The organism is Pseudomonas mandelii, from assembly GCF_006438925.1.
GTDB classification, from domain to species: domain Bacteria; phylum Pseudomonadota; class Gammaproteobacteria; order Pseudomonadales; family Pseudomonadaceae; genus Aquipseudomonas; species Aquipseudomonas mandelii_C.
On record NZ_RCZA01000012.1, the window covers coordinates 188,865 to 214,406 of the forward strand.

At 60.5% G+C, this 25,542-nt stretch carries 19 protein-coding genes; all 19 read right to left on the reverse strand.

Translation table 11 applies throughout. The features are described 5' to 3' along the window. Nucleotides 1-102: 102 nt before the first annotated feature. The 19 genes from pseI to flgH all read right to left on the reverse strand — a co-directional run bounded on the left by pseI (nt 103) and on the right by flgH (nt 25,495). A complete protein-coding gene (gene pseI / locus EAH74_RS25635) occupies nt 103-1,155 on the reverse strand; it encodes a pseudaminic acid synthase (protein WP_140682002.1) in 1,053 nt (350 codons plus the stop codon). After that, entirely contained in the window at nt 1,148-2,653 is a 1,506-nt protein-coding gene (pseG, locus tag EAH74_RS25640) for a UDP-2,4-diacetamido-2,4,6-trideoxy-beta-L-altropyranose hydrolase (protein ID WP_140682004.1), read from the reverse strand. The genes pseI and pseG overlap by 8 nt, the downstream gene beginning before the upstream one ends. Further along, a complete protein-coding gene (gene pseF, locus EAH74_RS25645) occupies nt 2,650-3,345 on the reverse strand; it encodes a pseudaminic acid cytidylyltransferase (protein WP_140682006.1) in 696 nt (231 codons plus the stop codon). Before pseF ends, pseG begins: the two co-directional genes overlap by 4 nt. Nucleotides 3,346-3,351: 6 nt before the next feature. Beyond that, nucleotides 3,352-4,515 (reverse strand): UDP-4-amino-4,6-dideoxy-N-acetyl-beta-L-altrosamine transaminase, encoded by a 1,164-nt coding sequence (gene pseC / locus EAH74_RS25650; RefSeq protein ID WP_140682008.1) that lies wholly within the window; start codon nt 4,513-4,515, stop codon nt 3,352-3,354. Then, the gene (pseB, locus tag EAH74_RS25655; RefSeq protein WP_140682010.1) at nt 4,512-5,513 is read right to left on the reverse strand and encodes a UDP-N-acetylglucosamine 4,6-dehydratase (inverting); all 1,002 of its coding nucleotides are present in this window, start codon (nt 5,511-5,513) and stop codon (nt 4,512-4,514) included. The genes pseC and pseB overlap by 4 nt, the downstream gene beginning before the upstream one ends. A 30-nt stretch (nt 5,514-5,543) precedes the next feature. Next, nucleotides 5,544-8,477: a TIGR00180 family glycosyltransferase gene (locus EAH74_RS25660; protein ID WP_140682012.1), complete on the reverse strand. Its 2,934-nt coding sequence runs from the start codon at nt 8,475-8,477 to the stop codon at nt 5,544-5,546. A 51-nt stretch (nt 8,478-8,528) separates the two neighbouring features. Further along, the gene (locus tag EAH74_RS25665) at nt 8,529-9,266 is read right to left on the reverse strand and encodes a cephalosporin hydroxylase family protein (RefSeq protein WP_140682014.1); all 738 of its coding nucleotides are present in this window, start codon (nt 9,264-9,266) and stop codon (nt 8,529-8,531) included. 17 nt (nt 9,267-9,283) lie between these two features. After that, nucleotides 9,284-10,354, reverse strand: a complete 1,071-nt coding sequence (locus tag EAH74_RS25670; RefSeq protein WP_140682016.1) for a class I SAM-dependent methyltransferase — start codon at nt 10,352-10,354, stop codon at nt 9,284-9,286. After that, complete coding sequence (locus EAH74_RS25675) at nt 10,344-11,201, reverse strand: NAD-dependent epimerase/dehydratase family protein (protein ID WP_140682018.1); 858 nt, start codon at nt 11,199-11,201, stop codon at nt 10,344-10,346. The genes EAH74_RS25670 and EAH74_RS25675 overlap by 11 nt, the downstream gene beginning before the upstream one ends. Continuing rightward, the gene (locus EAH74_RS25680) at nt 11,198-12,424 is read right to left on the reverse strand and encodes a class I SAM-dependent methyltransferase (protein ID WP_140682020.1); all 1,227 of its coding nucleotides are present in this window, start codon (nt 12,422-12,424) and stop codon (nt 11,198-11,200) included. The genes EAH74_RS25675 and EAH74_RS25680 overlap by 4 nt, the downstream gene beginning before the upstream one ends. After that, nucleotides 12,421-12,981, reverse strand: a complete 561-nt coding sequence (locus tag EAH74_RS25685; protein ID WP_140682022.1) for a dTDP-4-dehydrorhamnose 3,5-epimerase family protein — start codon at nt 12,979-12,981, stop codon at nt 12,421-12,423. Before EAH74_RS25685 ends, EAH74_RS25680 begins: the two co-directional genes overlap by 4 nt. After that, nucleotides 12,978-14,060, reverse strand: coding sequence for a CDP-glucose 4,6-dehydratase (rfbG, locus tag EAH74_RS25690; protein ID WP_123364525.1), 1,083 nt, complete (start codon nt 14,058-14,060; stop codon nt 12,978-12,980). Before rfbG ends, EAH74_RS25685 begins: the two co-directional genes overlap by 4 nt. Continuing rightward, a complete protein-coding gene (gene rfbF, locus EAH74_RS25695) occupies nt 14,042-14,815 on the reverse strand; it encodes a glucose-1-phosphate cytidylyltransferase (RefSeq protein ID WP_008151005.1) in 774 nt (257 codons plus the stop codon). Before rfbF ends, rfbG begins: the two co-directional genes overlap by 19 nt. A 227-nt stretch (nt 14,816-15,042) precedes the next feature. Further along, nucleotides 15,043-18,615, reverse strand: coding sequence for a glycosyltransferase (locus tag EAH74_RS25700; RefSeq protein ID WP_140682025.1), 3,573 nt, complete (start codon nt 18,613-18,615; stop codon nt 15,043-15,045). A 95-nt stretch (nt 18,616-18,710) separates the two neighbouring features. Continuing rightward, on the reverse strand, nt 18,711-20,276 hold the full coding sequence (locus tag EAH74_RS25705; protein ID WP_140682027.1) for a flagellar hook-associated protein 3: 1,566 nt from the start codon (nt 20,274-20,276) through the stop codon (nt 18,711-18,713). Between the two features lie 13 nt (nt 20,277-20,289). Then, on the reverse strand, nt 20,290-22,350 hold the full coding sequence (gene flgK / locus EAH74_RS25710; RefSeq protein ID WP_140682029.1) for a flagellar hook-associated protein FlgK: 2,061 nt from the start codon (nt 22,348-22,350) through the stop codon (nt 20,290-20,292). A 23-nt stretch (nt 22,351-22,373) separates the two neighbouring features. Then, nucleotides 22,374-23,672 (reverse strand): flagellar assembly peptidoglycan hydrolase FlgJ, encoded by a 1,299-nt coding sequence (gene flgJ / locus EAH74_RS25715; protein ID WP_140682031.1) that lies wholly within the window; start codon nt 23,670-23,672, stop codon nt 22,374-22,376. Between the two features lie 11 nt (nt 23,673-23,683). Next, on the reverse strand, nt 23,684-24,793 hold the full coding sequence (locus EAH74_RS25720; RefSeq protein WP_140682033.1) for a flagellar basal body P-ring protein FlgI: 1,110 nt from the start codon (nt 24,791-24,793) through the stop codon (nt 23,684-23,686). 6 nt (nt 24,794-24,799) lie between these two features. After that, nucleotides 24,800-25,495 (reverse strand): flagellar basal body L-ring protein FlgH, encoded by a 696-nt coding sequence (gene flgH, locus EAH74_RS25725; protein ID WP_140682035.1) that lies wholly within the window; start codon nt 25,493-25,495, stop codon nt 24,800-24,802. Nucleotides 25,496-25,542: the final 47 nt, after the last annotated feature.

Below are 25,542 nucleotides of genomic sequence, written 5' to 3' on the forward strand. Positions count from 1 at the left end.
AAAAAGACACCAGGCGCCACCTCCCCGATTAATACAATACAGTGAAGATGCGCGTTATGACTCGCAGGTCACTCTATTTTGCCGAATCAGCCCCACAACAGGTTATTCGACCAACGACCAATCCAGCGGCGTACCACGCTTGATGGCCTGGCGGGCGCGGCGGCCCAGCAGGCTTTCCGCGTGTTTAGGCGCCAGCCCAAGGCCGGGACGAATCGCCCGCAGATTGGCGGCGGTGAAGGGCTCACCGGCAGCCATGTCCTGAGTCACATAAAGCGAACGACGGTACACCAGGGACTTGCGCTCGGCTTCGGTCACGCCGTAATGCACATGGCCCATGGCCTGCCAGGCGCGCTCGGTTTCGATCACCAGGCTTGCCAGCTCCGCAGGTTCGAGGGAGAAACTGGCATCCACACCACCCGCTGCACGGTCGAGGGTGAAATGTTTTTCCACCACCGTCGCCCCCAGCGCCACCGCGGCGACAGACACGCCAACACCCATGGAGTGATCGGACAGGCCAACTTCGCAGCCAAACAATTCACGCAAGTGAGGAATCGTCCGCACGTTGCTGTTGGCGGGCGTTGCAGGGTAAGTGCTGGTGCACTTGAGTAACACCAGGTCCTTGCAACCGGCCTCACGGGCGGCACGCACGGTTTCGTCGAGTTCAGCGATGCTGGCCATGCCGGTCGAAATGATCAACGGCTTGCCAGTGGCGGCGACCCGCCGAATCAGTGGCAGGTCGGTATTTTCGAAACTGGCAATCTTGTAGGCCGGTACGTCGAGGCTTTCAAGGAAGTCCACCGCGGTGTCATCGAACGGTGTGGAGAACGCGAGCATGCCCAGCTCTTTGGCCCGGGCGAAAATCGGCGCGTGCCATTCCCACGGTGTGTGGGCCTTCTCGTACAACGCGTACAGCGAAGAACCGGCCCAGAGACTGTTCGGGTCCGTGATGAAAAACTCACCTTCGGACAGGTCCAGGGTCATGGTCTCGGCAGTGTAGGTCTGCAGCTTCAAGGCATGGGCACCGGCCTTGGCTGCGGCTTCGACGATCTGCAGCGCCACATCAAGGGACTGGTTATGGTTGCCACTCATCTCGGCGATGATGAACGGCGGCGCATCAGCACCGATCAAGCGATTGCCGATCTTGAAACTAGTCATTGCTGTGATCCTTCAATACGCGCGTGAACGCGCAAGCACTTTGAGTGAAACCTGCTTCTCGGAAAACCTTCAGCGACGGCTGATTGGTCGGCAACACCTGCGCGGTGATGGCCTGCAGTTGCGGCCAGTGGGCGGTCACGAAGGCTTCGCCCCGCGCCAGCAGGGCCCTGCCCCACCCCAGACCGAGGCGGCCTTTAAGCAGGTAAATCGAGACTACGGCTGCCAGTCCGTCCAGGTCATAACGCAGTACCCCGACCGGGCCATCATCCGCCTCGGCGATCAACAGTAATCGCCCGGGGTTGTTCAAGCTCGCGGCCAGCCAGTCTTGATGCCGCTGCCAATCGATGACCTGCGTATCCAGCGACCAGCGCCGCACCCACTCGGCATTGCGCCCCTCGAACAGCAACTGCGCATCGTCCAGGGACGCCCTGCGAACCTGCAATACCGCACCGGCGAGCGCTGCCGCAACCCGCTGCGCCCCCCTCCCATCGACCAACTGACGCGAGTGGTCGGCCAGACTTTGGCGCAACCCCTGATTGCCCGCGAGAAAAGCGATGGTCTGACGCAACTGCTCGACGCTGACGTGCTCGCGGGTGCCCAGATACACATGGGAACCTGAGGTCGCCATGATTTCGCCGTTGGCCTGCTGATTATTCGAGACCGCAATGCAGATTGTCGGCAACCCCAAGGCTGCCCGCTCCCAACTGGTACCGCCACCGGCACCGACAAACAGGTCGGCCTCGGTCATCAATCGGTAAAAGTCGCTGACAAAGCTGTGCAAGCGCCAGTTCGGACGACTCACCGCCAAGGCCTGCATCTGTGTCCAGGCCGGGTTATCGGCACCGGCGACGAAATCGGCTTCGAGTTCATGCAAATCCGCCATTGCCAACATCGCGTGATGGGTTTGCATCGCCGCGTCGAAGCCACCGAAATTCACCAGCACTCGCCTGACCTGGGGCTTGACCGGAATCGCCGGACAGCAGAATTCATCGCGCAGCAGGGCAAAACGTGGGCCGAGCAAGGTCTGGCAACCGGGCGCCAGCAGCGAAGCATAAGCTTGGGGCGTACCCGATAAATTCTGGTTGAGCAGCAAATCGACGCTGTAGGTTCGAGTGGCGAGGTCGTCCACAGCAGCAATCCTTGTCGCCCAACGGCGGGCTGCGGTCTGCCAATGATGGTCGAGGCCGTAGTGGTCGACAATGACCCAATCGAAAGCCGGATGATTACTCAGCGCCTGCCCAAGCGCGGCGATGTCCGCTTGCCAAGGCAGCAAGGATTCGATTGCCTGCTGCGGGTCTTCATCAGGGTAACGAGCCGCCAGGGCGAAGACCTCAAAGCCCTCGGCTTGCAGTGCATCCAGTCGATGGCCCGGCAACAGGCGGCAAGCGAAGGCCACCTGCGCGCCTTGCTTGCGCAAGACTCTGGCCAGGGTCAAACAGCGAGCAATGTGACCGCTGCCAATGGTCGGCGACGCATCGGCGCGGATCAGCACTCTCATTGCAGCTCTCCGCCAGCTTTCAATGCGTCATAGAGGTATTCGGCACGCTTCCAGTCTTCAAGGGTGTCGATGTCCTGCACCAGATGCCGCGGCAGAATCACCGGAAGGCTCGCCGGAGAAAACAGCACATCGCCGCGCAACCAGGCCTCTCTGCGCCCCCAATAGAACTGGCCGGCATCCTGATAGGCTTCAGGCAAATCCTGGGAGCGGGTGTTGCGGAATTCCGGATAGAGCGAGGTCAAGGCCCCCTGCTCGTCGAGGGTCAAGGCACGTTGCACCGGGAAGCCGAAACCGGCCACGGAAAAAGCGAAGGACTTGTCCGGATGCTGCATCAGTAATTCATGCCCCTGACGCAAATACTTCGCCTGCAACAGCGGCGCGGTGGCGTAGATGCAACAGACGTAGTCGAAGACCGGCAACTGGTTCAAGGCATGCACGATCACCGCAGCCGTTCCGGTGAAGTCATCGGCCAGTTCGACAGGTCGTACGAACGGCACCTGCGCGCCATGAGCCCGGGCGACGTCGGCAATTTCTTCGTCATCCGTACTGACGACGACTTGATCGAACAACCCGCAATCGAGTGCCGTACGGATCGAACGGACGATCATCGGTACACCGTCGAACGGTTTGAGGTTCTTGCGCGGGATTCGCTTGCTGCCACCGCGGGCCGGAATGATTGCAACGCAGCTCAAGTGTCACTACTCCTCAAGAACCAACCGACGCAGTTGCTCGACCACGAAGTCCTGTTGTTCATCGCTCAGCAAAGGAAACATCGGCAGGCTGATGGCCTCGGCGTAATAACGCTCGGCCTGCGGGAAGTCACCTTCGGCAAATCCCAGCTCGCGATAGTACGGCTGCAAATGCAGCGGAATATAGTGCAGGTTCACCCCGATCCCGGCCGCCCGCAACCCCTCGAACACCTGCCGATGGCTGAGGTTGATCCGATCAGGTTGCAACCGCACCACGTACAGGTGCCACGCCGACTCGGCGTCTGGTTGCGCGCAGGGCAAGGTCAACGGCAAGTACGCCAGCAATCGGTCATACCGCGCCGCCAATTCACGGCGACGCTCGATGAAGCCATCGAGCTTGTTCAGTTGTGACAAACCGAGCGCCGCTTGCAGATCGGTGATCCGGTAGTTGAAGCCCAATTCCACTTGCTGGTAGTACCAGGGACCGTGACTGGGTTCGGTCATCTGTTGCGGATCGCGGGTCATGCCGTGGCTGCGCAAGCGTTGCAAGCGCTCAGCCAGTTCCGGGCGGTTAGTCAGGACCATGCCCCCCTCGGCACTGGTGATGATCTTCACCGGGTGGAAACTGAACACCGTCATCGCCGCAAATTCGCCGCAGCCCACCGGACGCCCGGCATAGGACGCGCCGACCGCATGGGACGCATCCTCGATCACCGTAAAGCCATAGCGTTCGGCCAATTCGGCAATCATGCGCATGTCGCAGCTCTGACCGGAAAACGCCACGGCCACCAGAACCTTCGGCAGCGTGCCGTCGCGCTCGGCAGCTTCAAGCTTCGCCGCCAGGGTGTAGGCGTCGAGGTTCCAGGTCAGCGGATCGATGTCGACGAAGTCCACTTCGGCGCCGCAATAGCGACCACAATTGGCCGAAGCCAAAAAGGTGTTCGGCGTGGTCCACAACCGGTCGCCCGGGCCGAGCCCGGCAGCGAGACAGGCAATGTGCAACGCGGCGGTGGCATTGCACACCGCCACCGCGAAATCGGCCTGACAACGCTCGGCCATGGCCTGTTCGAAGCGTTCAATGGTCGGCCCTTGTGTCAGCCAGTCGGACTGCAACACGGCGACCACCGCATCGATGTCTGCCTGATCGAGGCTTTGCCGACCGTAGGGAATCATGCCGACAGCTCCGCGTGCAGATCTGCGATCTGGCCTACCGACAGGAAGCGCGGGTTGGTGTCGGAGCGGTACTCGAAATCCTCGCTCACAGGCTTGCCCTGTTCGCCCAGTTTATCGACGGCAAAATCCACATCGACGCTGGTGAAACGAATCGACGGCTGAATCGTGTAGTGATCATCAAACTCCAGGGTCATGCGCGCATCGTCCAGCGGCACCATCAACTCATGGAGTTTTTCTCCCGGACGAATGCCGACGTTTTTGTGCGGCAAATGTTCAGCCATGCCCCACGCCAGATCGACGATACGAATTGACGGGATCTTCGGCACGAACACTTCACCACCGTGCATGCGGGCGAAGCTGTCGAGCACAAACTGCACGCCGTGATCGAGGGTGATCCAGAAACGCGTCATGCGCTCATCGGTGATCGGCAGCTCCGTGGCGCCTTCGGCAATCAGCTTGCTGAAAAACGGCACCACCGACCCCCGCGAGCCGGCGACGTTGCCGTAACGGACCACCGAAAAACGGGTGTTCTGGTCACCGGCAATGTTGTTCGCGGCGACGAACAACTTGTCCGACAGCAACTTGGTCGCTCCGTACAGGTTGATCGGGCTGGCGGCCTTGTCGGTGGACAGCGCGACGACTTTTTTCACCCCGTTATCGATGGCCGCGGCGATGATATTTTCCGCGCCGTTGACGTTGGTGCGAATGCATTCGGTGGGGTTGTACTCCGCCGCCGGCACTTGTTTCAGTGCCGCGGCATGCACCACGTAATCGATGCCGCGCATGGCCTGACGCAAACGCTCGGCATCACGCACGTCGCCGAGAAAGTAACGCATGCACGGAGCGTTGAACGTCTGTTGCATCTCGTACTGTTTGAGCTCATCGCGGGAGAACACCACCACACGCTTGGGCTGATATTGCTCCAGCAAGCGGCGGATGAAATTGCGCCCGAACGAACCGGTGCCGCCAGAGATGAAAATCGATTTACCGTTGAACATGCCTTGAGTCCTTTTACCTGTCAGTCAGACTTATGCGAGCAACTGCGCCCAGTTCACACTGTTAGCGTCGCCGAGGGTAAAACCCTTGCCGGTCAGGGAAAGATTCTGGTTGTAGGCCGCATCCTGAGCGAAGCGCGCCTGCCACTTGTCACGCAGCGCCGCGCGGGCCTGAGGTGCCTCAGGCAACACACCCGGGTGCAGCAGCTGCGCCTGAGGCGTCCAGACAATGAGATAGCCTGCGTCGGCGACTTTCAGACACAGGTCGACATCGCCAAAGGCTTCATCGAAATGCTCTTCATCCAGGCCACCGACCGCTTCATACAACGCCTTGCGAATCATCAGGCACGCACCGGATACCGCCGAATAGTTCTGCTCCACCTGGTGGCCATTCATGTAGCCCTTGGCGTCTTTACGCTCACCGATAAACGGCGAGCCAAGATCGCCATTCAAACCAAGGATCAAACCGGCTTGAGTCGTGACGCCTCGGATGTCCATCAGCTTGGCGCCAACGATTCCGACTTCCGGACGCTGGGCCTGATTGACCAGGCTCTCGAGCCAGTTGGCATTGACCACCTCAGACTCGGCCGACAGCAGCACCAGGTAGTCACCCTTGGCCTCGGCGCACGCGAAGTTGTTCAGCGCCGATGCACTCAAGCGCTTAGTGCTGCGCAGTACGCGAATGCGATCACCCTTGCCTTCCAGGCTGCTCAACCAGGTCGCCAGCTCTTCGCACTGACTGTAGTTGTCGGCGATCAGCACTTCGTGACGCTGATAGCGGGTGCGTTGCAGCACACTGACCAGCGCACGTTGCAGTGCCTCAAGGTTGTCCTGACTCTGGAGAATGATCGACACCAGCGGCCGCTCGGCGTGCTGATAGTCGATCTGATAGGTCAGCGGCAGCGCCGAACTGACCTGAGCGCGATAACCCCGCGCCGCCAGAGATCGGGTCAACGCCTGTTGTTCCTGAGCGTTGGCTTCCTCCACCGGGGCATTGCAAATCAGCAACGGCTCGGCCAGGTGCGCCAGACCCGCCAGACCACCTTCTTCGATCAGACGCAGCAACAGATCGAATTCCAGCGCCTGGGTGTACTGGGTCGAGAAACCACGAGCCTGGGTCAGCACGTCACGGCGGATCAACCAGTGACGCGCCATCAACGATGGCACGCTTTGCAGCAGATCGAGGTTGACCCCCGGCCGGAATACATCGCTCAGGGCACCATCGGCCTTGCGCTGAAGTTCGTCCATGGCCACCGCGCGACAGCCCTCGGCACCTTGCAACTCGAGGCTGGCACGCAGCAGACCGCTGGCAGTGAACTGATCACCGGCCTCGGCCAGCAACAGCCAGTCGGCAGTGGACTGGGCGACAATCTGATTGATGCGTTCGACGTAATTGGTCGTGGTGACTTTGACGAAATGCACGGTGTCGCGCACGGTGGTGGTCGCCGGTAGATCGCCGGTGGTAAACACCACCACGTTGAACGCCTTGCAGTGACCACCGACCAGGCTGTCGAAGGTCGCCTGCAACTTGAACATGTCGGCATCCAGATCCAGCAACAGAATGCCGAACTGCGGACCACCGTTGTGTTTGGCCAAATGCGCAGCGATCGTCTTGAGTTGCGCGGTATCCGGGTTGCGCGCCTCGAGCCAGTTGAGCAACCGGCCGGACGGCATGTTCTCGAACAGCCGGCGGTCTTGCTGACCCGGCAGGGCGTCCAGTCGTTCGGCCCAGGCTTGCAGCTTGAGGCCCTCTTCCGGCTCTTCGCTGTCCTTCAATGACTCCGCCAGGCGCTTGACCACGGCACGGTTGAACACGTTCAGGCTCAGGGCTTCCCACAAGCGGCTACGCACTGTGCGATCGGTGTCATTGGGGTGAATGCGCATCAACTCATGCTGCTTGAGCAGGATGCCTTCCAGTTCCTGAAGTTGCAGGCGGCCGGCGGGCATGGCGTGCAGCAGGAATTCGAACTCCGTCAGCAGGTCGAACACCGGTTTGTTGTAGAACGGCATTTCAACAAACTGCTCGGAGCCGAAGCTACGAATCGGCTCTTCCCCCGCCTCGCGCCAGGCCGAACGAATGATCGACGTGCCTTTGAGCGAGCGACCTTCAAGCAAGCAATCGGCCATCGCCGCAAAGCTGTCGAGGGCAATCTGTTTGGCCTGGGCCAGGCCCTTGGCGCTGAGCGGCGTCGGGATAGAGGCCAGGAACTCGGCAAAGTGCTCGCGCTCGGCCTCGTTTTTCGCATCCTTGAATGTCAGCACCGTCAACACGTTGGTGTTGTGGTCCGAGGCGCCGTAGTTTATTTCCCGCACGGCAAACGGAATTGGCAGAATCCGCGCCTTGGCGCAGGCCAGCAGGTAGAAGGTGTGGCCGATTTCCTGCCACTCGAAACCGGTACCCGGTGGCAGCAGGCTGTACCACTGTTGCAGCAGGTCGGTACGGGTCACCGCATAGAACGGCGGCAGGAAGTTGTCCATGAACCGGACGACCCGATCCTCAGCCAACTCCGAGTTGTAATCCTCGTGCACCTTGCGGTCGCGGCGATAGTAGTTCACCTCGGTAGCCCGGGACAGGTACATGATCCCGTAGCCATGGCACAGACCGTAGTCAGGGTTGGCTTCGAGAAACTCCACTGACTCGGTCAGTGCGCGGTGCAGCAGAAAATCATCATCAGCGGCGAACACCATGTACGGCGTGGTGACCTGATTAACGCCGTAGGTGAGCTTTTCCTGCAGCCCCTTGTAGGTGTATTGCGGCAAATGGCGATAGTCGACCGACGGGAAATCCCGGGAAATGTCTTCATCGCCCTCAACGGACGAATCCAGGATCAGGACCGTGCAGGGATAGCTGCTGTAGTACTGCAAAGTGCGTCGCAGGAACGCTTTCCGGTTGTGGGAAATCACCACCACCGTAAACCGCTCGTTCAGCGGCGCAACGTTGTTTTGAGCACTGTTTTGAACCTGCATCTTTCTATCCCCACAACCGGCCAATCGCCAAGAACCTGAAACCACTTTTGATTAACGAACGCGACGCAGATAACCGTCCGGCGCCACGGTGATCAGCAGCTTGTTTTGCAGTTGCTGGTCAATTTCGAAGTCTTTGTTCTCTTCCAGATACTTCCATACCGCAGTCTTCGGGTTGTCGCCCGGGCCCCATGGACGATCCGGGAAGAAGTCGGCCGGCATGTCTTCAACCACGGTGTCCATCACCACGCAGTAGCTGTCCACCGAGACCAACGGCGCGTACAGGCGCAGCTCTTCAAGCACATGGTCGTGGGTGTGGTTGGAGTCGAGCACCAGAATGACTTTCTTGCCTTCGGCAGCGGCACGCACTTGTGCGGCGATCGCAGGATCGATGCTCGAACCCTCGATCATCGAAATGCGCTTGCTCATCGGGTGGCTCTCGATGGCCTCGCGGTTGTGCGGACGAATGTCGAGGTCGATGCCCAGCACTTCGCCGTGGCCTTGCAGCTCCAGCAGCGATGCGTAGTAGATGATCGAACCGCCATGGGCGATACCGCATTCGATCACCAGGTCCGGTTTGACCTGCCAGATGATCTCTTGCATGGCCATCATGTCTTGCGGCAACTGGATGATCGGACGGCCCATCCACGAGAAGTGGTAGCTGTATTTGTGCCTTGCCGATTCATTGAAGAAATCCCGGGCCAGGCCGGTGAGTTTCTGGTCATCGCCCTGACGCGCGATTTCTGCCTGGCATTCGGCTTCGAAGGCTTTATGGATGCTGTTATCGGTCATTTGAAAATTCTCAATGGTCACTGGAACGAAGCGCTGTCGACGGCGTGATAGACGTAGCGTCCACCGGTCATCCGCTTGATCTCTTCGAGGTAGTTGGAGTTCATCACAAACAGATGGGCGCCTTCGGGCAGAGCATCCATAGCCTCTTGTGGAGAGGACACCCGCACGCCACTCAGCGGCAGATAACGGCCCTGCTTGGCCGGATTGATATCCACCACGCGGTCCACTGCCACACCGGCCCGTTGCAGGAACAGTGAATAGATCACGCCTTTGGACGATGCCCCCCAGATCGCCGAACCTTGTTCGGGGGCGGCCTGAATGATCTGAACGGCGCGGTCAAGACTGGAGGTGAAACCTCCGGGCAGCGTCAGGCGCGGCACGGGTTGTTCCGGGATCAGGCGCAGCGTGGCGAGATCGGCGACGATGTACAGGTATTGGCCACCGAACAGGTGACCGGCCTCATGCACGGTGCCGAACATCCGGCGCAGGTCATCGAGGCGGAAGTAATTGACGTGCTCGTAAAAAAGGTCGAACCAGGCGCGGTGTTCGAGAATCCAGTCGAAGCACGGCACTTCGATGTAGATCTGCCCGCCCTGATTGGCCCCGGCGATCTCGGCAAGAAAACTCACCGGATCCTGAATGTGTTCGAGCACATGACGCAGCACGATGGCGTCCGCCGCCAGACCCAGCCCGCGCGTGAAAGGGGCTTTGATCACGTCGGCGTTGTCGCCTTCGTAGGCTGGGTCGATGCCGGTGATGGCATAGCCCTGATCTTTCAGGAGTTCGAGAAAGTAGCCTTTGCCGCAGCCGACTTCGATCAGTTCCTGGCCCTTGAAGTGCCGGGCAATGATGCCTTCGACATCGCTCAGGTGCTTCTGGAACTGGCCCGAATGCGCCTGCTCGTTTTGGTAGTCGGCGTCGTAGCTGAGCTTGTCGGCATCGAAGGCCTGGTTGAAGATCAACCCGCTCTGCTCATCCTGTACCAACACCATGTCGGCAGAGGCCGAAGCCCTGGCCGATTTCGGGTCGGCGAAGGTGCGATTCTGCAATACCGGCAGGTCGGCGACCCGATACAACTCATGCCTCATGCTCTGCTCCCAGTAGCTGTTGCAAGCGGTCCGCCACGCCCCAGAACGCCATCGGTTCATGGGTCGGGTATGGGTAGTGACCGAGGTTCAAACTGATCGATGCGCCACGCTCACGCAGCCGCTGCTCGACCAGCGCTCTGACCGATATCGGCTGGCCGCTGGAACAATTGATCACGCCATTGAAGTCCCGCTGTTGCAGGATCGCCGCGAGATAACCGGCGGCAGTATCAACGGCCAGGTAATCGCGCAGTTGCTCACCGGCCGACATGTTGAAACGTTCGTCGCCGGCATCGATCGCCCGATCCAGCGCTGCCAGCAAACTATTGGGGTTCTGTCCGCTGCCGTGCAGGTAAAACAGCCGCGCCCATTGCAGGGTGAACGGCTTCTCGCGCTGCAGGTTTTCGAGGAACAAGCGCAGGGTGTTTTTCGACAAACCGTAGGGATTGCTCGGCTGCAGCACACTTTGTTCATCGAGCGGCCCACTCTGCATGCCGTATTCGAAACAGGTCCCGGTGACCAGCACCTGCGACACGCCCGCCTCGACCGCGCACTTGATGAAACGGTAGTCGGCCATCAGGTTGTGCTCGAAATGGAACAGTGCCTGATAGTTCGGCAACCCCGGCCAGGCCAGATGCGCCAGGGCATCGACACCCGCGGTCAGCTTGGCGATGTCCAGGTCAGCGGCGTGAATATCCGCGGCAATGAACTCCACCGCATTGATCCACGGCATGCTCGCGGCGGTCTCGGCGTTGCGCGCAACGGCCCGGACCTGACAGCCTCGGGCGAGCAAGGCAGCGACCAGATGCCGGCCGACGAAGCCGGTGGCCCCGGTGACCAGAACCTTCACAGTACGGTCAACTCAGGCACGGCGATGACGAATCGGCCACCCCACTCGCGCACTTGAACCAGCTGCTGACTGACTTCATGCAACAAATTCCACGGCAGGACCAGCACGTAATCCGGTTTTTCGATGTCGATCTGCGCCGGCGAAACGATCGGGATGCGACTGCCCGGCAGGTACTTGCCCTGCTTGTGCGGGTTGGCATCGGCGACCCAGGCCAGCAAGTCCGGTTTGACCCCGGCGTAGTTGAGCAAGGTATTTCCCTTGGCCGCGGCGCCGTACCCGACCACACGCTTGCCGTCGGCTTTCGCCTGCAACAGGAAGCGCAGCAGTTCGTGCTTGATGCGTTCGGCGGCGGGCGCGAGGGTTGCGTAGTACTCGGGGTCTTTTACACCGGCATCGAGCTCGGCTTGCAGTTGCTGTTGAACCGCTGGCTGGACTTCGCGGCGCACACCGTCGACGCGCTGAACGAACACGCGCAGCGAACCCCCGTGGGTCGACAGCTGACTGACATCGAACACTTCCAGGCCATTGCGTTCACACAGCGCCTGCACAGCGGTCAGGGACAGGTAGGAATAGTGCTCGTGATACAGCGTGTCGAATTGCTGCCCTGCCATCAGGGTCAGTAATTGCGGAAACTCGAATGTCGCCACGCCCGTCGGCTTGAGCAAGGTCGCGAAACCACCGAGGAAATCATTGATATCCGGCACGTGGGCCAGCACGTTGTTGGCGGCCATCAGGTCGGCGGCCCAGCCTTCGCTTGTCAGCTGCAACGCGGTATCGCGACCGAAGAACAGCTCGCGAATCTCCAGGCCTTTTCCCCGTGCAGCTTGCGCGGTGCTGCGGGTCGGCTCGACGCCCAGGCAAGGGATGCCGCGCCCGGCCACGTACTGCAACAGGTAACCGTCGTTGGCGGCGATTTCCACCACACGGCTGTCAGCCGTCAGGTCGAAACGCTCGACCATCTCGCCCACATAACGCTCGGCATGGGCCAGCCAGGTGCTGGAAAACGAACTGAAATAAGCGTATTCGGCATCGAACAGGCTGTCGGCGCTGGTGTAATCCTCGGTCTGCACCAGCCAGCATTGCTGACACACCGCTACCTTCAGCGGCACCCATTGCTCGGCGTGTTCCAGCTGATCGGCGCGCACGTAGGCGTTGGACGGCGGCGAAGTGCCAAGGTCAATCAGCGGCAAAGCCAGAGGAGTAGCGCAACCACGGCAATTCATACACGCACTCCAGCAAAGTGTTCATCGAGCACGGGATGGCTGGAATCCCTGGCCGACAGATTATTGACAGGCAACGGCCAGGCAATCGCCAGCCGTGGATCGTTCACCGACAAACCGCCCTCATGCGCAGGCGTGTAATCAGCGCTGTGCAGGTAAAGCAATTCGGCGTCTTCGGTGAGGGTTTGGAAACCATGGGCAAAACCGGCCGGGATCAACAGGCTGCGACCGTCGCCGGCCCGCAGGTGTTCGGCGTGCCAGTGCAGAAAGGTCTCCGAGTCCGGGCGTAAATCCACCGCCACGTCCCAGACCTCACCGCGCAGACACGTGATCAATTTGGCTTCCGGTGCGCTGGCGTTCTGATAATGCAGCCCCCGCACACTGCCCCGCTCACGGGTGCAGGAATGGTTGATCTGGTGGATATGAAACGGCTGGCCGAAGGCGCTCAGGCTGCCTTCGCAGAACAGTCGCGCAAAGTGCCCACGCTCATCTTCGAAGCGTTTGTGCTGCACGCTGAACAGTCCGGCCAGCGGCAATGACTTCAACAGAAACTCGCTCACAGCGCGCCTCGGTACAGGTTCAACTGGCCCAACGTGATGGCGCGCATGTCGTCGCCGTTTTGCCAGGCCAGGTGCCAATCGAGGGTATGGGTCAAGCACTGCTGCAACGACCAGCGCGGTTGCCAGGCCAACAGTTGACGGGCGCGGCTGCTGTCGAGGCGCAACAGACCGGCCTCATGCAAATCGCTCGGTTCGATGCGCAACCCGCGTGCTTGCGGCCAGCGGTTGGCGAGCAGTTCGACCACTTCGCCGACGCTGCACATGTCCGCTTCGCTCGGCCCAAAGTTCCAGGCGCCAGCAAACGCGGGACCTTTTTCATAGAGACCGGCGGCCAGTTGCAGGTAACCGGCCAACGGTTCCAGGGCGTGCTGCCACGGGCGCACGGCTTGCGGGTAACGCAGGGTCACCGGTTCATCCGCCGACCAGGCCTTGAGGACATCAGGGATCAAGCGTTCTGGAGCGAAGTCACCACCGCCCAGCACATTGCCGGCCCGGGCCGTGGCCAGCGCCAGGCCATGTTCAGCGTAGCGCTCGGCCGGGAAGAACGACGCAGCATAGGACTGGGCCAGCAACTCGCAGCAGGCCTTGCTGCTGCTGTAAGGGTCGTGGCCGCCGAGGGCTTCGTCTTCGCGGTAGGGCCACAGCCATTCCTTGTTGGCGTAGACCTTGTCGGTGGTCACCAGCACGCAGGCGCGCACGCCACCGACCTGACGGATCGCTTCGAGCAGGTTGAGGGTGCCCATGACGTTGCTGGAGTAAGTGCCGAGCGGATCGCGATAGCCTTCGCGCACCAGCGGCTGGGCCGCCAGGTGCAGGACGATTTCCGGCTGCGCTTCGGTGATCAGTTCCAGCAAGGCGCCGAGGTCACGCAGGTCGCCGCGCTGATCGTTGATGCCCTCGTGCACCCGGGCCAGTTCGAACAGGCTCGGTTCGGTCGACGGGTCGAGGGCAAAACCGCTGACCTCGGCACCGAGGCTTTGCAGCCACAGGGTCAGCCAACTGCCCTTGAACCCGGTGTGACCGGTCAGCAGAACGCGTTTGCCGCGCCAGAATTCCGGGCTCAGTCCCATTGCTTCCATGGGGCCTCCCCGCTCTGCCACAGCGCTTCGAGGTAGTTCTTGTCGCGCAGAGTGTCCATCGGGTGCCAGAAGCCTTCATGCTCGAAGGCTTTCAATTGTTCGTCCTGGGCCAGACGGGCCAACGGCTCGGCTTCCCAAGTGGTGTCATCACCGCCGATGTACGAGAGCACTTTCGGCGAAAGCACAAAGAAACCGCCATTGATCCAGCCACCGTCACCACGGGGCTTCTCGGTGAAACCAAGCACCTGATCACCGTGACGCTCCAGGGCACCGTAACGTCCCGGCGGTTGTACGGCGGTGACGGTCGCCAGACGACCGTGGGCAGTGTGGTAGTCCACCAGTTGACGGATATTGATATCGGAGACGCCGTCGCCGTAGGTAAAGCAGAAGGCCTCTTCATCCTTGAGGTAACGGCCGGCACGCAGCAAGCGGCCGCCGGTCATGGTTTCCTCGCCAGTGTCGATGAGGGTGACGCTCCATGGCTCGCTGTAGTTCTGATGCACGTCCATGCGGTTGTTGCGCATGTCGAAGGTGACGTCGGAAGTGTGCAGGAAGTAGTTGGCGAAGAAGTCCTTGATCGCGTAGCCCTTGTAGCCAAGGCAGATCACGAAGTCATGAATCCCGTGGGCGGAATACTGCTTCATGATGTGCCAAAGAATTGGCTTGCCGCCGATCTCGATCATCGGCTTGGGCTTGAGGTGCGACTCTTCGCTGATCCGCGTACCGAGACCACCTGCCAGAATTACTGCCTTCATCGCTGTCCTCTTGCTCTTCGCGCGGCCCGTACCCCGCAGGGGTGGGCGAACCGTCAGATGCACATCATTTGCCCGCAACCAGTGGCCGTTCACGCTCTTGGGGTGAAGGTTTTATGGCGATATACAGGTGACTTGCAGGAAGTGAGCCAATTGCACAGGACAAAAAAAACGTCCGGACGCGGGCTGCGTTCGGACGTTTTCTTGAAGGTTGATGGCCAGCGACGGAATCAGTCCGGCATCCAGCCCCACAGCCAATGTTGAAGATTGTCGCCACGCAGCATGAAATCACGATGTACCGCTTCACGCAGTTCATCGCCCATGCGGTAGCTCGCATCCGGATCGGCCAAGTGCATGCGAATGGCTTGCAGCCATTCGTCCGTGCTGTTGCCGTAGACCTTGGTGCACGGCAAGTGGCCGCGATAGGCCTCGGTGTCGGTGCAGATTACCGGGTAACCGCAAGCACCGTACTCCAGCAACCGCAGATTGCTTTTGCAGTCGTTGAAGATGTGGAATTCGAGCGGTGCCAGTGCCAGGTCGAGGTTCAGGCTCGCCAGTTTGAACGGGTAGCTCTGCAAGCCAATGGTGGAGTGGAACTCGTGCACATACGGACGCAACGCATCCGGGCACATGCCAAAGAACACCCACTCGACTTCGTCCGCCAACTCGCGCACCACGTCGGCGATGATCTCCAGGTCACCGGAATGGCTGGTGCCGCCCCCCCAGCCTACACGCGGTTTGCTGGCGGTGCGGCGGCGACTGGTCAGCGTCGCCCAAGGGTCCGGCGGCAGCATGTTCGGCACCACGCGAATTTCGCTGTGCATGCTCGACAAGGCATCGGCCAATGGCTGAGTCGTCACCACCACGCGATCACACAGGGCGATGCCGTCGCGCAGCATTTGTTCGGTGTTGAGCGGCTTGTTGCGCGCGTGGGTATTTTTCTTCGGTGCGCTGACGATGTAGTCGTCGAGTTCGAAAACCCGCAGGGCGCTGGAATACTTTTTCATCCGCAGAATGTCGCTGGCGGCGCCTTCACTGTAACGCCCCTGCAGAACAATAGTATCCGGCGATAAACGCTCGATCTCCACGGTTGACGGCGATTCGTAAGCCACCCGCGCGATCAATCGCCCGGCTGCTTCGAGTTCCGCTAGCGGCGCGGTCACCCGGTAGTGGCCGACCGCACTGCTGTTGACCGGCAGACCGAGGATCAACGGCAATGCGCGGCTGCAGAACGGATTCCAGTTATTGCGCAGCGAAGGCTCCAGACTGAAACTGGAAACCCCAAGGCTCAGCGCCGGGCTGTAGGCCGGATCCTTGGCGATCTTCGGCAGCCATTTGCGATAGAAGGTTTCCTGTTCGAGTTCGTGCACAGCTAACGTGGAAGGTTGCATCGGCGACTCGTCTTCCGGGGCCAGCACCACACTGGAATATGGCGTCCAGACCACCAGGTAACCGTCCTTGTTCGCTCGCAGGCACAAGTCGACATCGCTGAGGCCCTGAGTAAACGTCACTTCATCGAGTTCGCCCAGACTATCGAAAACCTCCTTGCGCACCATCAGGCAATCGTCGCGAACCGCACTCCAGTTCTGGGTCACATGCAAACGCTGCATGTAACCGCGACAGTTGGAGACCTCACCGGCAAATGGCGAACCGACCGGGCCTGCCAATCCGAGAATCAACCCGGCGCTGACGATCGAGCCCTGAGGAGTGAGAAGTCGGGCACCAACCACACCCACTTCGGGACGCTGGGCATGGTTGAGCAATTCGTCCAGCCAGTCGTTGTCGCAGATCACCGCCTGAGGACTGAGCAGCAGCAAGTACTCGCCACGCGCCAGGCTAGCAGCGAAGTTGCGGATCGCCGCGTCGTTGGCGTCACCCGCGTAACGCAGCACCCGCAACATGGCAGCGCCCAGTTGCGCCATCGCAGCCAGCCAGTCGAGCATCGCCAAATCGTCAGTGCCGCTGTCGACGATCAGGATTTCGTACTGGGTGTAAGCGGTGCGCTCGATCAAACCTTCGACGCAACGCTGCAATGCGAACAGCGAATCACCTGTCTGGATGATGATCGACACCAGCGGACGCGCGCCATGCCGATAGTCGATGCGGTTGATCAGCGGCAGCTCTTCGTGCCGGATAGCGTGTGCCACACCGATACGATCCAGGTGTGCGCCGACCATCCCGGCGTTGCGCTCGATCACTTCGGGTAACGACAACCATTCGGCGAAGGTCTGGCCGGACTCCACCTGGATTTCGGCAATGTGTTCGATGGTCTGTGGCCCGGCCTCTTCCACCAGACGCCACAACAGATCATGGGGTGCCAACTCACCGTGAGCCGAATCAAAACCGCCCAACGCCATGAAGCGCTGACGCTCAAAGGCCAGGGTTCGCCCGACGTAGGGATAAGCGCGCATCAGGTCGAGGTTGAAATCGGGTTTGAACACCGGGTCGATCGACTCTCCATCGAGCAGCGCACCCTCGTCGCTGTAAGCACAGAGGATGCCCGCAACACCTGCAATGCGCTCTGCCAGAACCAGCAGAGCGGACTCACGCAAGGTGTCGCCGGCCCGCAGCAGATAAAACCAGTGAGCGCCCTCCAGTTGCGGCACCACAGCGTTGAGCTGTTGCACCCAGTCTGCCTGGAAAGGCAACTGCACGACACGATCGTCAGCCGCGCAGAACGCATCGGACAGCACCACCACCGCCTGGGGGGCGTAGAGCTGAGCACTGATGCTCTGCAGCGTCGTCTTCAGCGCAGCACTGTCAGCGCTGCTGTCGATCACAATTGGCACGATCTGCGGGCGAAAGGCCCAGCTGTCGATACGCTGCGGCATATGCTGCTTCTCGACATCCGAGAACCGGCGGATCGCCAGCCACTCGCGATAGAAGTCGGCGTAACTTTCGCTTTCCCCGCCCACCCGGCCGTCAATCACAGTGTTGCGGTTGCCCAGGATTCGCAGGACGCACAACTCTTCCCAGGCAGGGGGCTGGTCGGTGATTCTGGCCAGTTCGATATAGCGTACCCAGCCCGACGCCGGTGCCGATTCACCGCTGCGCGCCGCCAGCATCTGCGCCAGCCAGCTCCACTCGACTACCGCTGCCGCGACCATCTCCGGGGTCTTGCTCAGGCGTTCCGGATACAGTCGTTCGGTACTCAGCACCGTGCTGAGCGACACCAGATTGCCGCGACGCATCAGACACACAAACAGAGCGAAGTCGAGCATGGCGACGAAGCCGGCACCTTCCTGGATCAGCGTTGGCAACAACTCCAACACATCGGCGCGGCGCATCAGGGTCGAACTGAAGTTACCTAGGAAATTCTTGGGCGTGCCTTCGAAGATCGCCAACATATCGTCGCCCTTAAGCAACGCATCGTTAGGCGCAAAGCGGCAGTTGCCAACCCGTGGCGGCAGAAGAAAATTGCCCGCGTCACTGAACATGCGCAGGGCAAACACCACATTGACGTCGGCATGGTCGATCAACACCTGGGCCTGCAAGGCAACACTCGGTGCAAACAGACGGTCATCGTCGCACAGCACTTTGATGAACTCGCCCCGGGCTTCTTTCACGCAACGCAGCAAGTTTTTCTGCAGCCCCAGACGCTGGGGATTGCGCAGATAACGAATCGGGTGCGCCAGCTCGGCAAAGCTGTCAACGATGTCGCAGATCTCGTCGCTGGAGGAGTCATCGCAGATGACGATCTCGATCTGCTCGTAGGTCTGGGCGAGCGCACTTTCCAGCGCCTGGCTGAAAAAGCGCGGGTTGAAGGCAGGGATGACGATACTGACGAGGGGGCGTTGATTCACGACGGGAAACTCTCGAGCGGCGGGCCTCCACCCTTTCAGGCAGAGGCCACGGAACCGCTTAGGAAAAGACGGCTGGCAGCTCGACAGGCACAGACTCAGACCTTGTTGAACAAGCCCAACTGAGCAATCTTGCTGAAGGCCAGTTGCGAGGCCTGCAACATGGTTTGTTGCAAGGTCAGACGGGTCATCACTTCAGCCGGATCGGAATCTCGGATCGACGATTGAGTCTGGGCATTGGCCAGGGTCAGGCTCTGGTTGGTATCGCTCTGGGTGGCCAGGGCTTGGCCACGACCGCCCACCGAACTCAACGCGCTGGACAATTGGTCAGTGCCGCTGGCCAGGTTGCCGAGGCCTGCCGCCAGGGATGCTTGCAGCTGCTGGACTGCCACCGGGTTACCGTTGGTGGGTGTATTCAACGCCGTTTTCAACTGGCTCACGGTATCCAGAATGTTCTGGGTTTCGTGCGTGTTGACCGCCACGCTGAACTGATCGTCAGCACCCGGCGTACCGCTCAGGGTGAAACTCACACCCGATGCGGTGGCGACGCTGCCAACCATGGTGCCGCTGGACACTGGCTTGCTGTCGGCCGTCAAAGGCGCCGCGTACAGATCAAAAGCGGTAGCGCTGGTGAACTTCACGATGGCCGAACCATTCGGGAAACTGGCGTGATAATCGGCCGCGTTGGTGATGCTGCTGCCGGTCACCTGCGCCGCCGACGGGTTGCCAGGACTGCGGGTCGCGGTGAACGTATCAGGCTTGGCCGCGAGCGTGAAGGTGTGACCTGGCAGTACGGTACCCGGCACATCACCGGTTTGCAGATTGAGGTTCAGCGTCAGCTCTACACCACGGAAATTCACGGCCTGCCCGGTTTTGCTGGCCGGATCGAATGCACCGCCCTGGCTGGCTTCAGAGGTCACATCGTTGCCGGCGGAGTCGGTGATCTTCAACTGGGTGCCACTGACAAAATCCACGGTATACGGCTCGCCGCTGCGGAATTTGCTGTTGTAGGACACGTCCGACGACACCTGACCGTTGCTCAGCACCACACGATTATCGTTGACGGCTGGCGCCGTCATGGTGACCTGGCTGCGGCTCGTATTGATCGCTTGTTGGAACGCATCCCAACCGGTGCTGTTGGTCGCCATCGACATGGTGTCGCCGATTGCCAGATCCAGTGTGACCTGATCGCCGTTGTAGCTGTAAGTGCCGTCGCTGTTGCGCGAGAACGGCGCGGTATCGCCCTTCGAGCCGGAGAAGATGTACTTGCCGTTCTCGTCCTTGCTGTTCATCAGACTCAGCAGCTGCTCTTCGATCTGACCCAACTCCGAAGCCGTGGCCTGGCGATCGGCGTCGGTGTACCCGGCATTGCCGGCACTGACAGCCAATTCCTTGGCACGGGTCAGCACGTTGTTGATGCTGGTCATCACCGCCTCGGTCGTACCCAGGGTCGCCTTGAGGGTGTTGGTGTTGGCCGCGTACTGATCCAGCATCGAAGCCTGCTGACCCAATTGCAGCAAGCGCGAAGCGCCGACCGGATCATCAGCGGCCGTATTCACGCGAACCAGGCTGCTGGCCTCTTCGCTGCTCTTGACCACATTCGCGAAGTTCTTCTGATAGTTCGCAGCCGAGGACTCGTAAAACTGGGCGGTAGAAATGCGCATGGGCTACGACTCCTTAAATGCTGTTGATCAATGTGCTGAAGATTTCCTGCGCAGCCTTGATGATCTGCGAAGAGGCGGTGTAGTACTGCTGATACTTGACCAGGTTGCCGGTTTCCTCATCGAGGTCGACACCCGAAAGCGAGTCGCGCGCACCTTTGGCGTTTGCCAGGATGGCTTCGGTCGCGGCGCTGTCGAGCTTGCCCTGGGCGGCCTTGGAGCCAACGCCTTCGACCAGTTTGCCGTAAGCGTCGCTCAGGGAAATGCCTTTGCTGGCGGAGCCGGTGTCCACGGTCTGTGCAGTCTGCAAACCGGCCAGCGTTGTACCGTTACGGTTATCCAGGCTGCCCGGTTGGCTGAGCGAGACGTTGATCGCGGTGCCTTTGCCCGGTGAGCCGGCGACGGTCATGTCGAAGCTGACGGTGTATTGCGTGGCGGGTGCAGGCGGGATCGGCGCCCCGCTGGCGTCCTTGAGCGGAACAGTCAGGCTCAGGGTGTTGTTCTCGCCTGGCTTGATGGTGCCACTGCTGATAACCCCGCCCTTGGCATCCAGAAACTGGTAAGTCTGGCTGGTGCCGTCGGCGGAAACATCGCCAAACACGACCTTGGTCGGCGTGGAGTTTTTCAGGCCGTTCTGCATCGCGGTGGTGGTGGCCGCGTCGTAGATGTCGAACTTCGTGGTCAGGGTCGGCTGGCCGCTGGCTGGAATCGTCAGCGTGCCACTGCCGCCTGCTGCAATGGCCGCACCCAACGGTGCCGCGATGGCCAGACGTTTGGAGTCGGTCATCTCGGTCTTGATATTGGCGGCAGCGTTACGGGTCGGGGTGATCTTGAAGGTATCGCCTGCAGCCGCGGTGCCACCGGTCAGATTCAAGGAAAAACCGTCGATCACCGGCGCTGGCGTGGTCAGCGTGCTGAAGCTGCCCATAGACGAATTGTCTGGCAGGCGCTGCACGGTGTAGTCGGTGGCGCTGGTGAACGTCACTTTGTAATCGTTGATGGTCAACTTGCCAGTGTCTTCGATGCTGACATCGAAGTTGCCCGAGCCTGCACTGTTATTGCCCGAAGCGATGCTGCGCTGAGCCATCTGCGCGGCACTGTTGATGCTGTTGAACAGGTTCGAACCGAAGTCACCGTTCTTGTCGATGCCCTGGGCCTGAATGCTGTTCATCTGATCGGCGACGACCAGAGCGACGCGACCCAGTTCGTTCATGGCCGGGTCGAGCACGGTGCTGCGATAGCGCAGCAAACCGCCGATTTCGCCACCGGTCATGATCGACGTGATATCGATGGTGCTCGAACCACGATTGAGTTGCAGCGCCAAGCGGTTCGGGTCGTCTTTGCCCGGCACGACTTCGAGTTTGTTGACGGTATTGCCCATGACCAGCGGCTGGCCGCTGCCCAGATAGATATCGACGTTACCTTCGCGTTCGACGATCTGCGCGCCGGTAAAGGTCGAGAGCTGGCGTACGGTCTCGTTACGGGCGTCGAGCAGCTCGTTCGGCATGCCGCCAGAGCTGGAAATCTCGGTAATCTTCTGGTTCAACTGCGCCACGGTGGCAGCCAGTTTGTTGACCTGATCGGCCATGTTCGTCAGGTTGCCATTGATGTTCGCGTTCTGCTCGTTCAACTGGCTGGACACTGAATTGAAACGATTGCTCAAGGCCTGGGCATCGCTGAGCAGCAGCTGGCGTGAAGCGTCGTCACCCGGCTTGGCGTTGACGTTCTGCACCGAGGCGAAGAACTTGGTCAGTGCGCCGTTCAGGCCAGTGCCACTGTCCGACAGCAGTTTGTCCAGCGGCGTGACCTGCCCCAGGTACGCGGCCGAATCGCTGTTGAGCGACGTGGTGGTCTGCAGTTGGGCGTCAAGGTAGCTGTTGTACACCCGACGTACATCAGCCAGGGTCGTGCCGGTACCGATGTAGACATTGCCGAACTGCTGCGAGGCTTTGGTACCCTGCACGGTCTGCTGACGCGAGTAACCCGCGGTATCGACGTTGGCGATGTTGTTACCCGTCGTCATCAACGACGATTGGCTGGCTGACAGCCCCGACATCCCGATGTTGAGCAAACTCATGGTTCAGACCTTATAGCTTATGCCTATAGAGGCGTGGTGGTAGCGCCCGCCGCAGCGTAGTTCTGGTAACTCGTCATCTGCTTGGCTATCTGCGAAATCTTGCTTGCGTAGTCCGGGTCGGTTGCGTAACCGGCCTTTTGCAACTCGCGCACAAACTGTTCTGGGTTATCGGCCGACTTCACAACATCTTGATAGCGATTGTTGGTTTGCAGCAGCGTCACAAGGTCATGGAAGCTGTCCTTGTAAGAGTCATAGGAACGGAACTGCGCCGTCTCCTTGACCATCTCGCCATTCCTGAATTCACTGGTGATTGCCCGCGCCGATTCGCCTCTCCAACTGCTGCCAGCCTTGATGCCGAACAGGTTGTGACTGCTGCTGCCATCCTGGGCGCGCATGACCGATTTGCCCCATCCGGTTTCCAGGGCGGCCTGCGCCACCAGGTAACGCGGATCGACACCAATGCGTTCGGCGGCCTCTTTGGCCATCGGCAGCATGGTGTTGACGAATTCGTCAGCGGAACTGAACGCTTTCTTCGCCGGTGCCAGCGGTATTTGAGCCATGGCACGGCCATAAACCTGCAGGCGACCGGTAGAGGTCGAATCTGTTTGCGCAGCCAGCCAATCACCGTTGTACAGGGGACCGGCACCGGTTTTGGCGCTCTGCGGCATTTGGATGCTGTTCTGCGCCGTCGTGGCGGTCGCGGCAGTGGTCGATGCCGACGGCACCAGCCCTGCGAGCAAGCGGTCGGCCAGTTTCGGCGGCAGCGCCAGACGTCGCTGATTGATCAGCGCCATATCATTGCGATGAGTGCCCTCGCCCGCACTTGCCGACTTCACCGAGCGCGAAGCCCACAACGGACGCTCGCCATTGAGGCGCGACAGCGGCCCGTTGGTGGCGACCGTACCGGCGGCAATCGGGGTTTCCACGGCGGCTTTCGCGGCAGCTTGCTTGGCGGCTGACGCGGCAGCGGCCTCGCCCGGGGCCATCGGTTTGTTCTTCGACATCTGACGCATCAGCACGTCAGCCAGACCAATACCGCCACCCTCACGGGACATGGAAACGGCCAACTGCTGGTCGTACATTTCCTGATATTGCTTGGCTGCCGGCGTGTTGAGCGGATTGTCCTGGCCCAGCGTTTCAGTGGCCGAGCGCATGGACTTGAGCATTTCACCGAGGAACAGCGACTCGAATTCCTGCGCCACTTTGCGCATGTTGCCGTCGCTGTCCTTGTCGCCGACCTTGAGCTGGTTCAGGCGATTGAGGTCCGAATAGGAACCCGAATCGTTGCTGCTGACCCCCAATCCGCCCTTGCGCATATCCATAGTCGCCGTCCTCAGATCACGATCAGGTCGGCTTGCAACGCGCCGGCCTGTTTCAGTGCTTCGAGGATGGCCATCAAGTCACCCGGCGCCGCGCCGACCTGGTTCACCGCACGCACGATTTCGTCGAGGGTGGTGCCCGGGCCGAACTTGAACATTGGCTTGGCTTCCTGCTGGGCGTTGACCCGCGAGCGCGGCACGACCGCCGTCTGCCCATTGGACAGAGGGCCGGGCTGGCTGACGATCGGGTCTTCGGTGATGGTCACGGTCAGGCTGCCGTGGGTCACGGCGGCCGGGGAAACCTTGACGTTCTGGCCGATCACGATGGTGCCGGTCCGCGAGTTGATGATGACTTTCGCCACCGCCTGACCCGGGTCGACTTCAAGGTTCTCGATGATCGACAAATAGTCGACGCGCTGACTCGGATCGAGTGGCGCACTGACGCGAATCGAACCGCCGTCGATGGCCTGGGCAACGCCAGGGCCTAGCATGTCGTTAATCTTGTCGACGATGCGCTTGGCCGTGGTGAAGTCCGAACGGTTGAGGTTCAGCGTAAGGCTGTTGCCCTGGTTGAAACCGCTCGGCACCGAACGCTCAACCGACGCACCGCCCGGGATACGACCGGCCGACGGAACGTTGACGGTGATTTTCGAACCGTCACGACCTTCGGCGTCGAAACCGCCGACCACCAGGTTGCCCTGGGCGATCGCATAGACATTGCCGTCGATACCCTTGAGCGGCGTCAGCAGCAAGGTGCCGCCGCGCAGGCTCTTGGAGTTACCGATGGACGAGACGGTGATGTCGACCTGCTGACCTGGCTTGGCGAACGCCGGCAGATCAGCACTGATCGACACCGCCGCGACGTTCTTCAACTGCACGTTGCCCGAACCCGCCGGCACCTTGATGCCGAACTGCGAGAGCATGTTGTTGAAGGTCTGCAGGGTGAACGGGGTTTGCGTCGTCTGGTCACCGGTGCCGTTAAGTCCGACCACCAGGCCGTAGCCGATCAATTGGTTGGAACGCACACCGGAAATACTGGCTATATCCTTCAGCCGCTCGGCTTGAGCGTTGAACGCTGCGGACAGCATCAGGGCGGCCACCATCAGGTGTTTAAGATTCAACATAGCCACCTAGAAAGGGAACAGCGGGCTGAGGAAGAAACGGTCGAACCAGCCTGGCTGACTCGCATCGGCAAACGAACCGGTGCCCGAATAGGTGATGCGTGCATCGGCGATACGGGTCGACGAAACGGTGTTGTCCGTCGCGATGTCATCGGCGCGAACGAGCCCTGCAATCCGTACCAGTTCGTCACCGGTATTGAGGGTCATCCACTTCTCGCCGCGCACGGCGATGATGCCGTTGGGCAACACGTCGGCAACGGTCACGGTGATCGAGCCGGTCAGGCTGTTGCCCTGTCCTGCCTTGCTGTCACCCTTGGTCGCGCGGTCGCCGCTGTAGCTGGCATCCAGACTCAGGTCGCCGCTGCCGAGCGGGTTATTCACGTTGGGTGTACTGCCGAACAATGAGGACAGGCCAATGCTGGTCTTGCTGGTCTTGCCGACCTGGGAATTGGCGTTTTTGCTGGCCTGGGTCTTCTCGTTCAAGGTGATGGTGATGATGTCACCGACCCGGAACGCCTTGCGGTCGCTGTACAGGTTCTGTTCGAAACCGGCCTGGTAGATCGAGCCATTATTGGCGGCAGCCGGCAGCGGCGTGCGCGGTAACACCGGAGCGTAGTAGGGGTCATTGGGCTTGGGCGTCGGACCGACGCAACCCGAAAGCGCGGCGATCCCACTCAGTGCCAGAACAGATACATAGCGATTCATGACCCTACCTCACGGTGTTGCAGGCGACCTGATGGCCGCCTCATAGA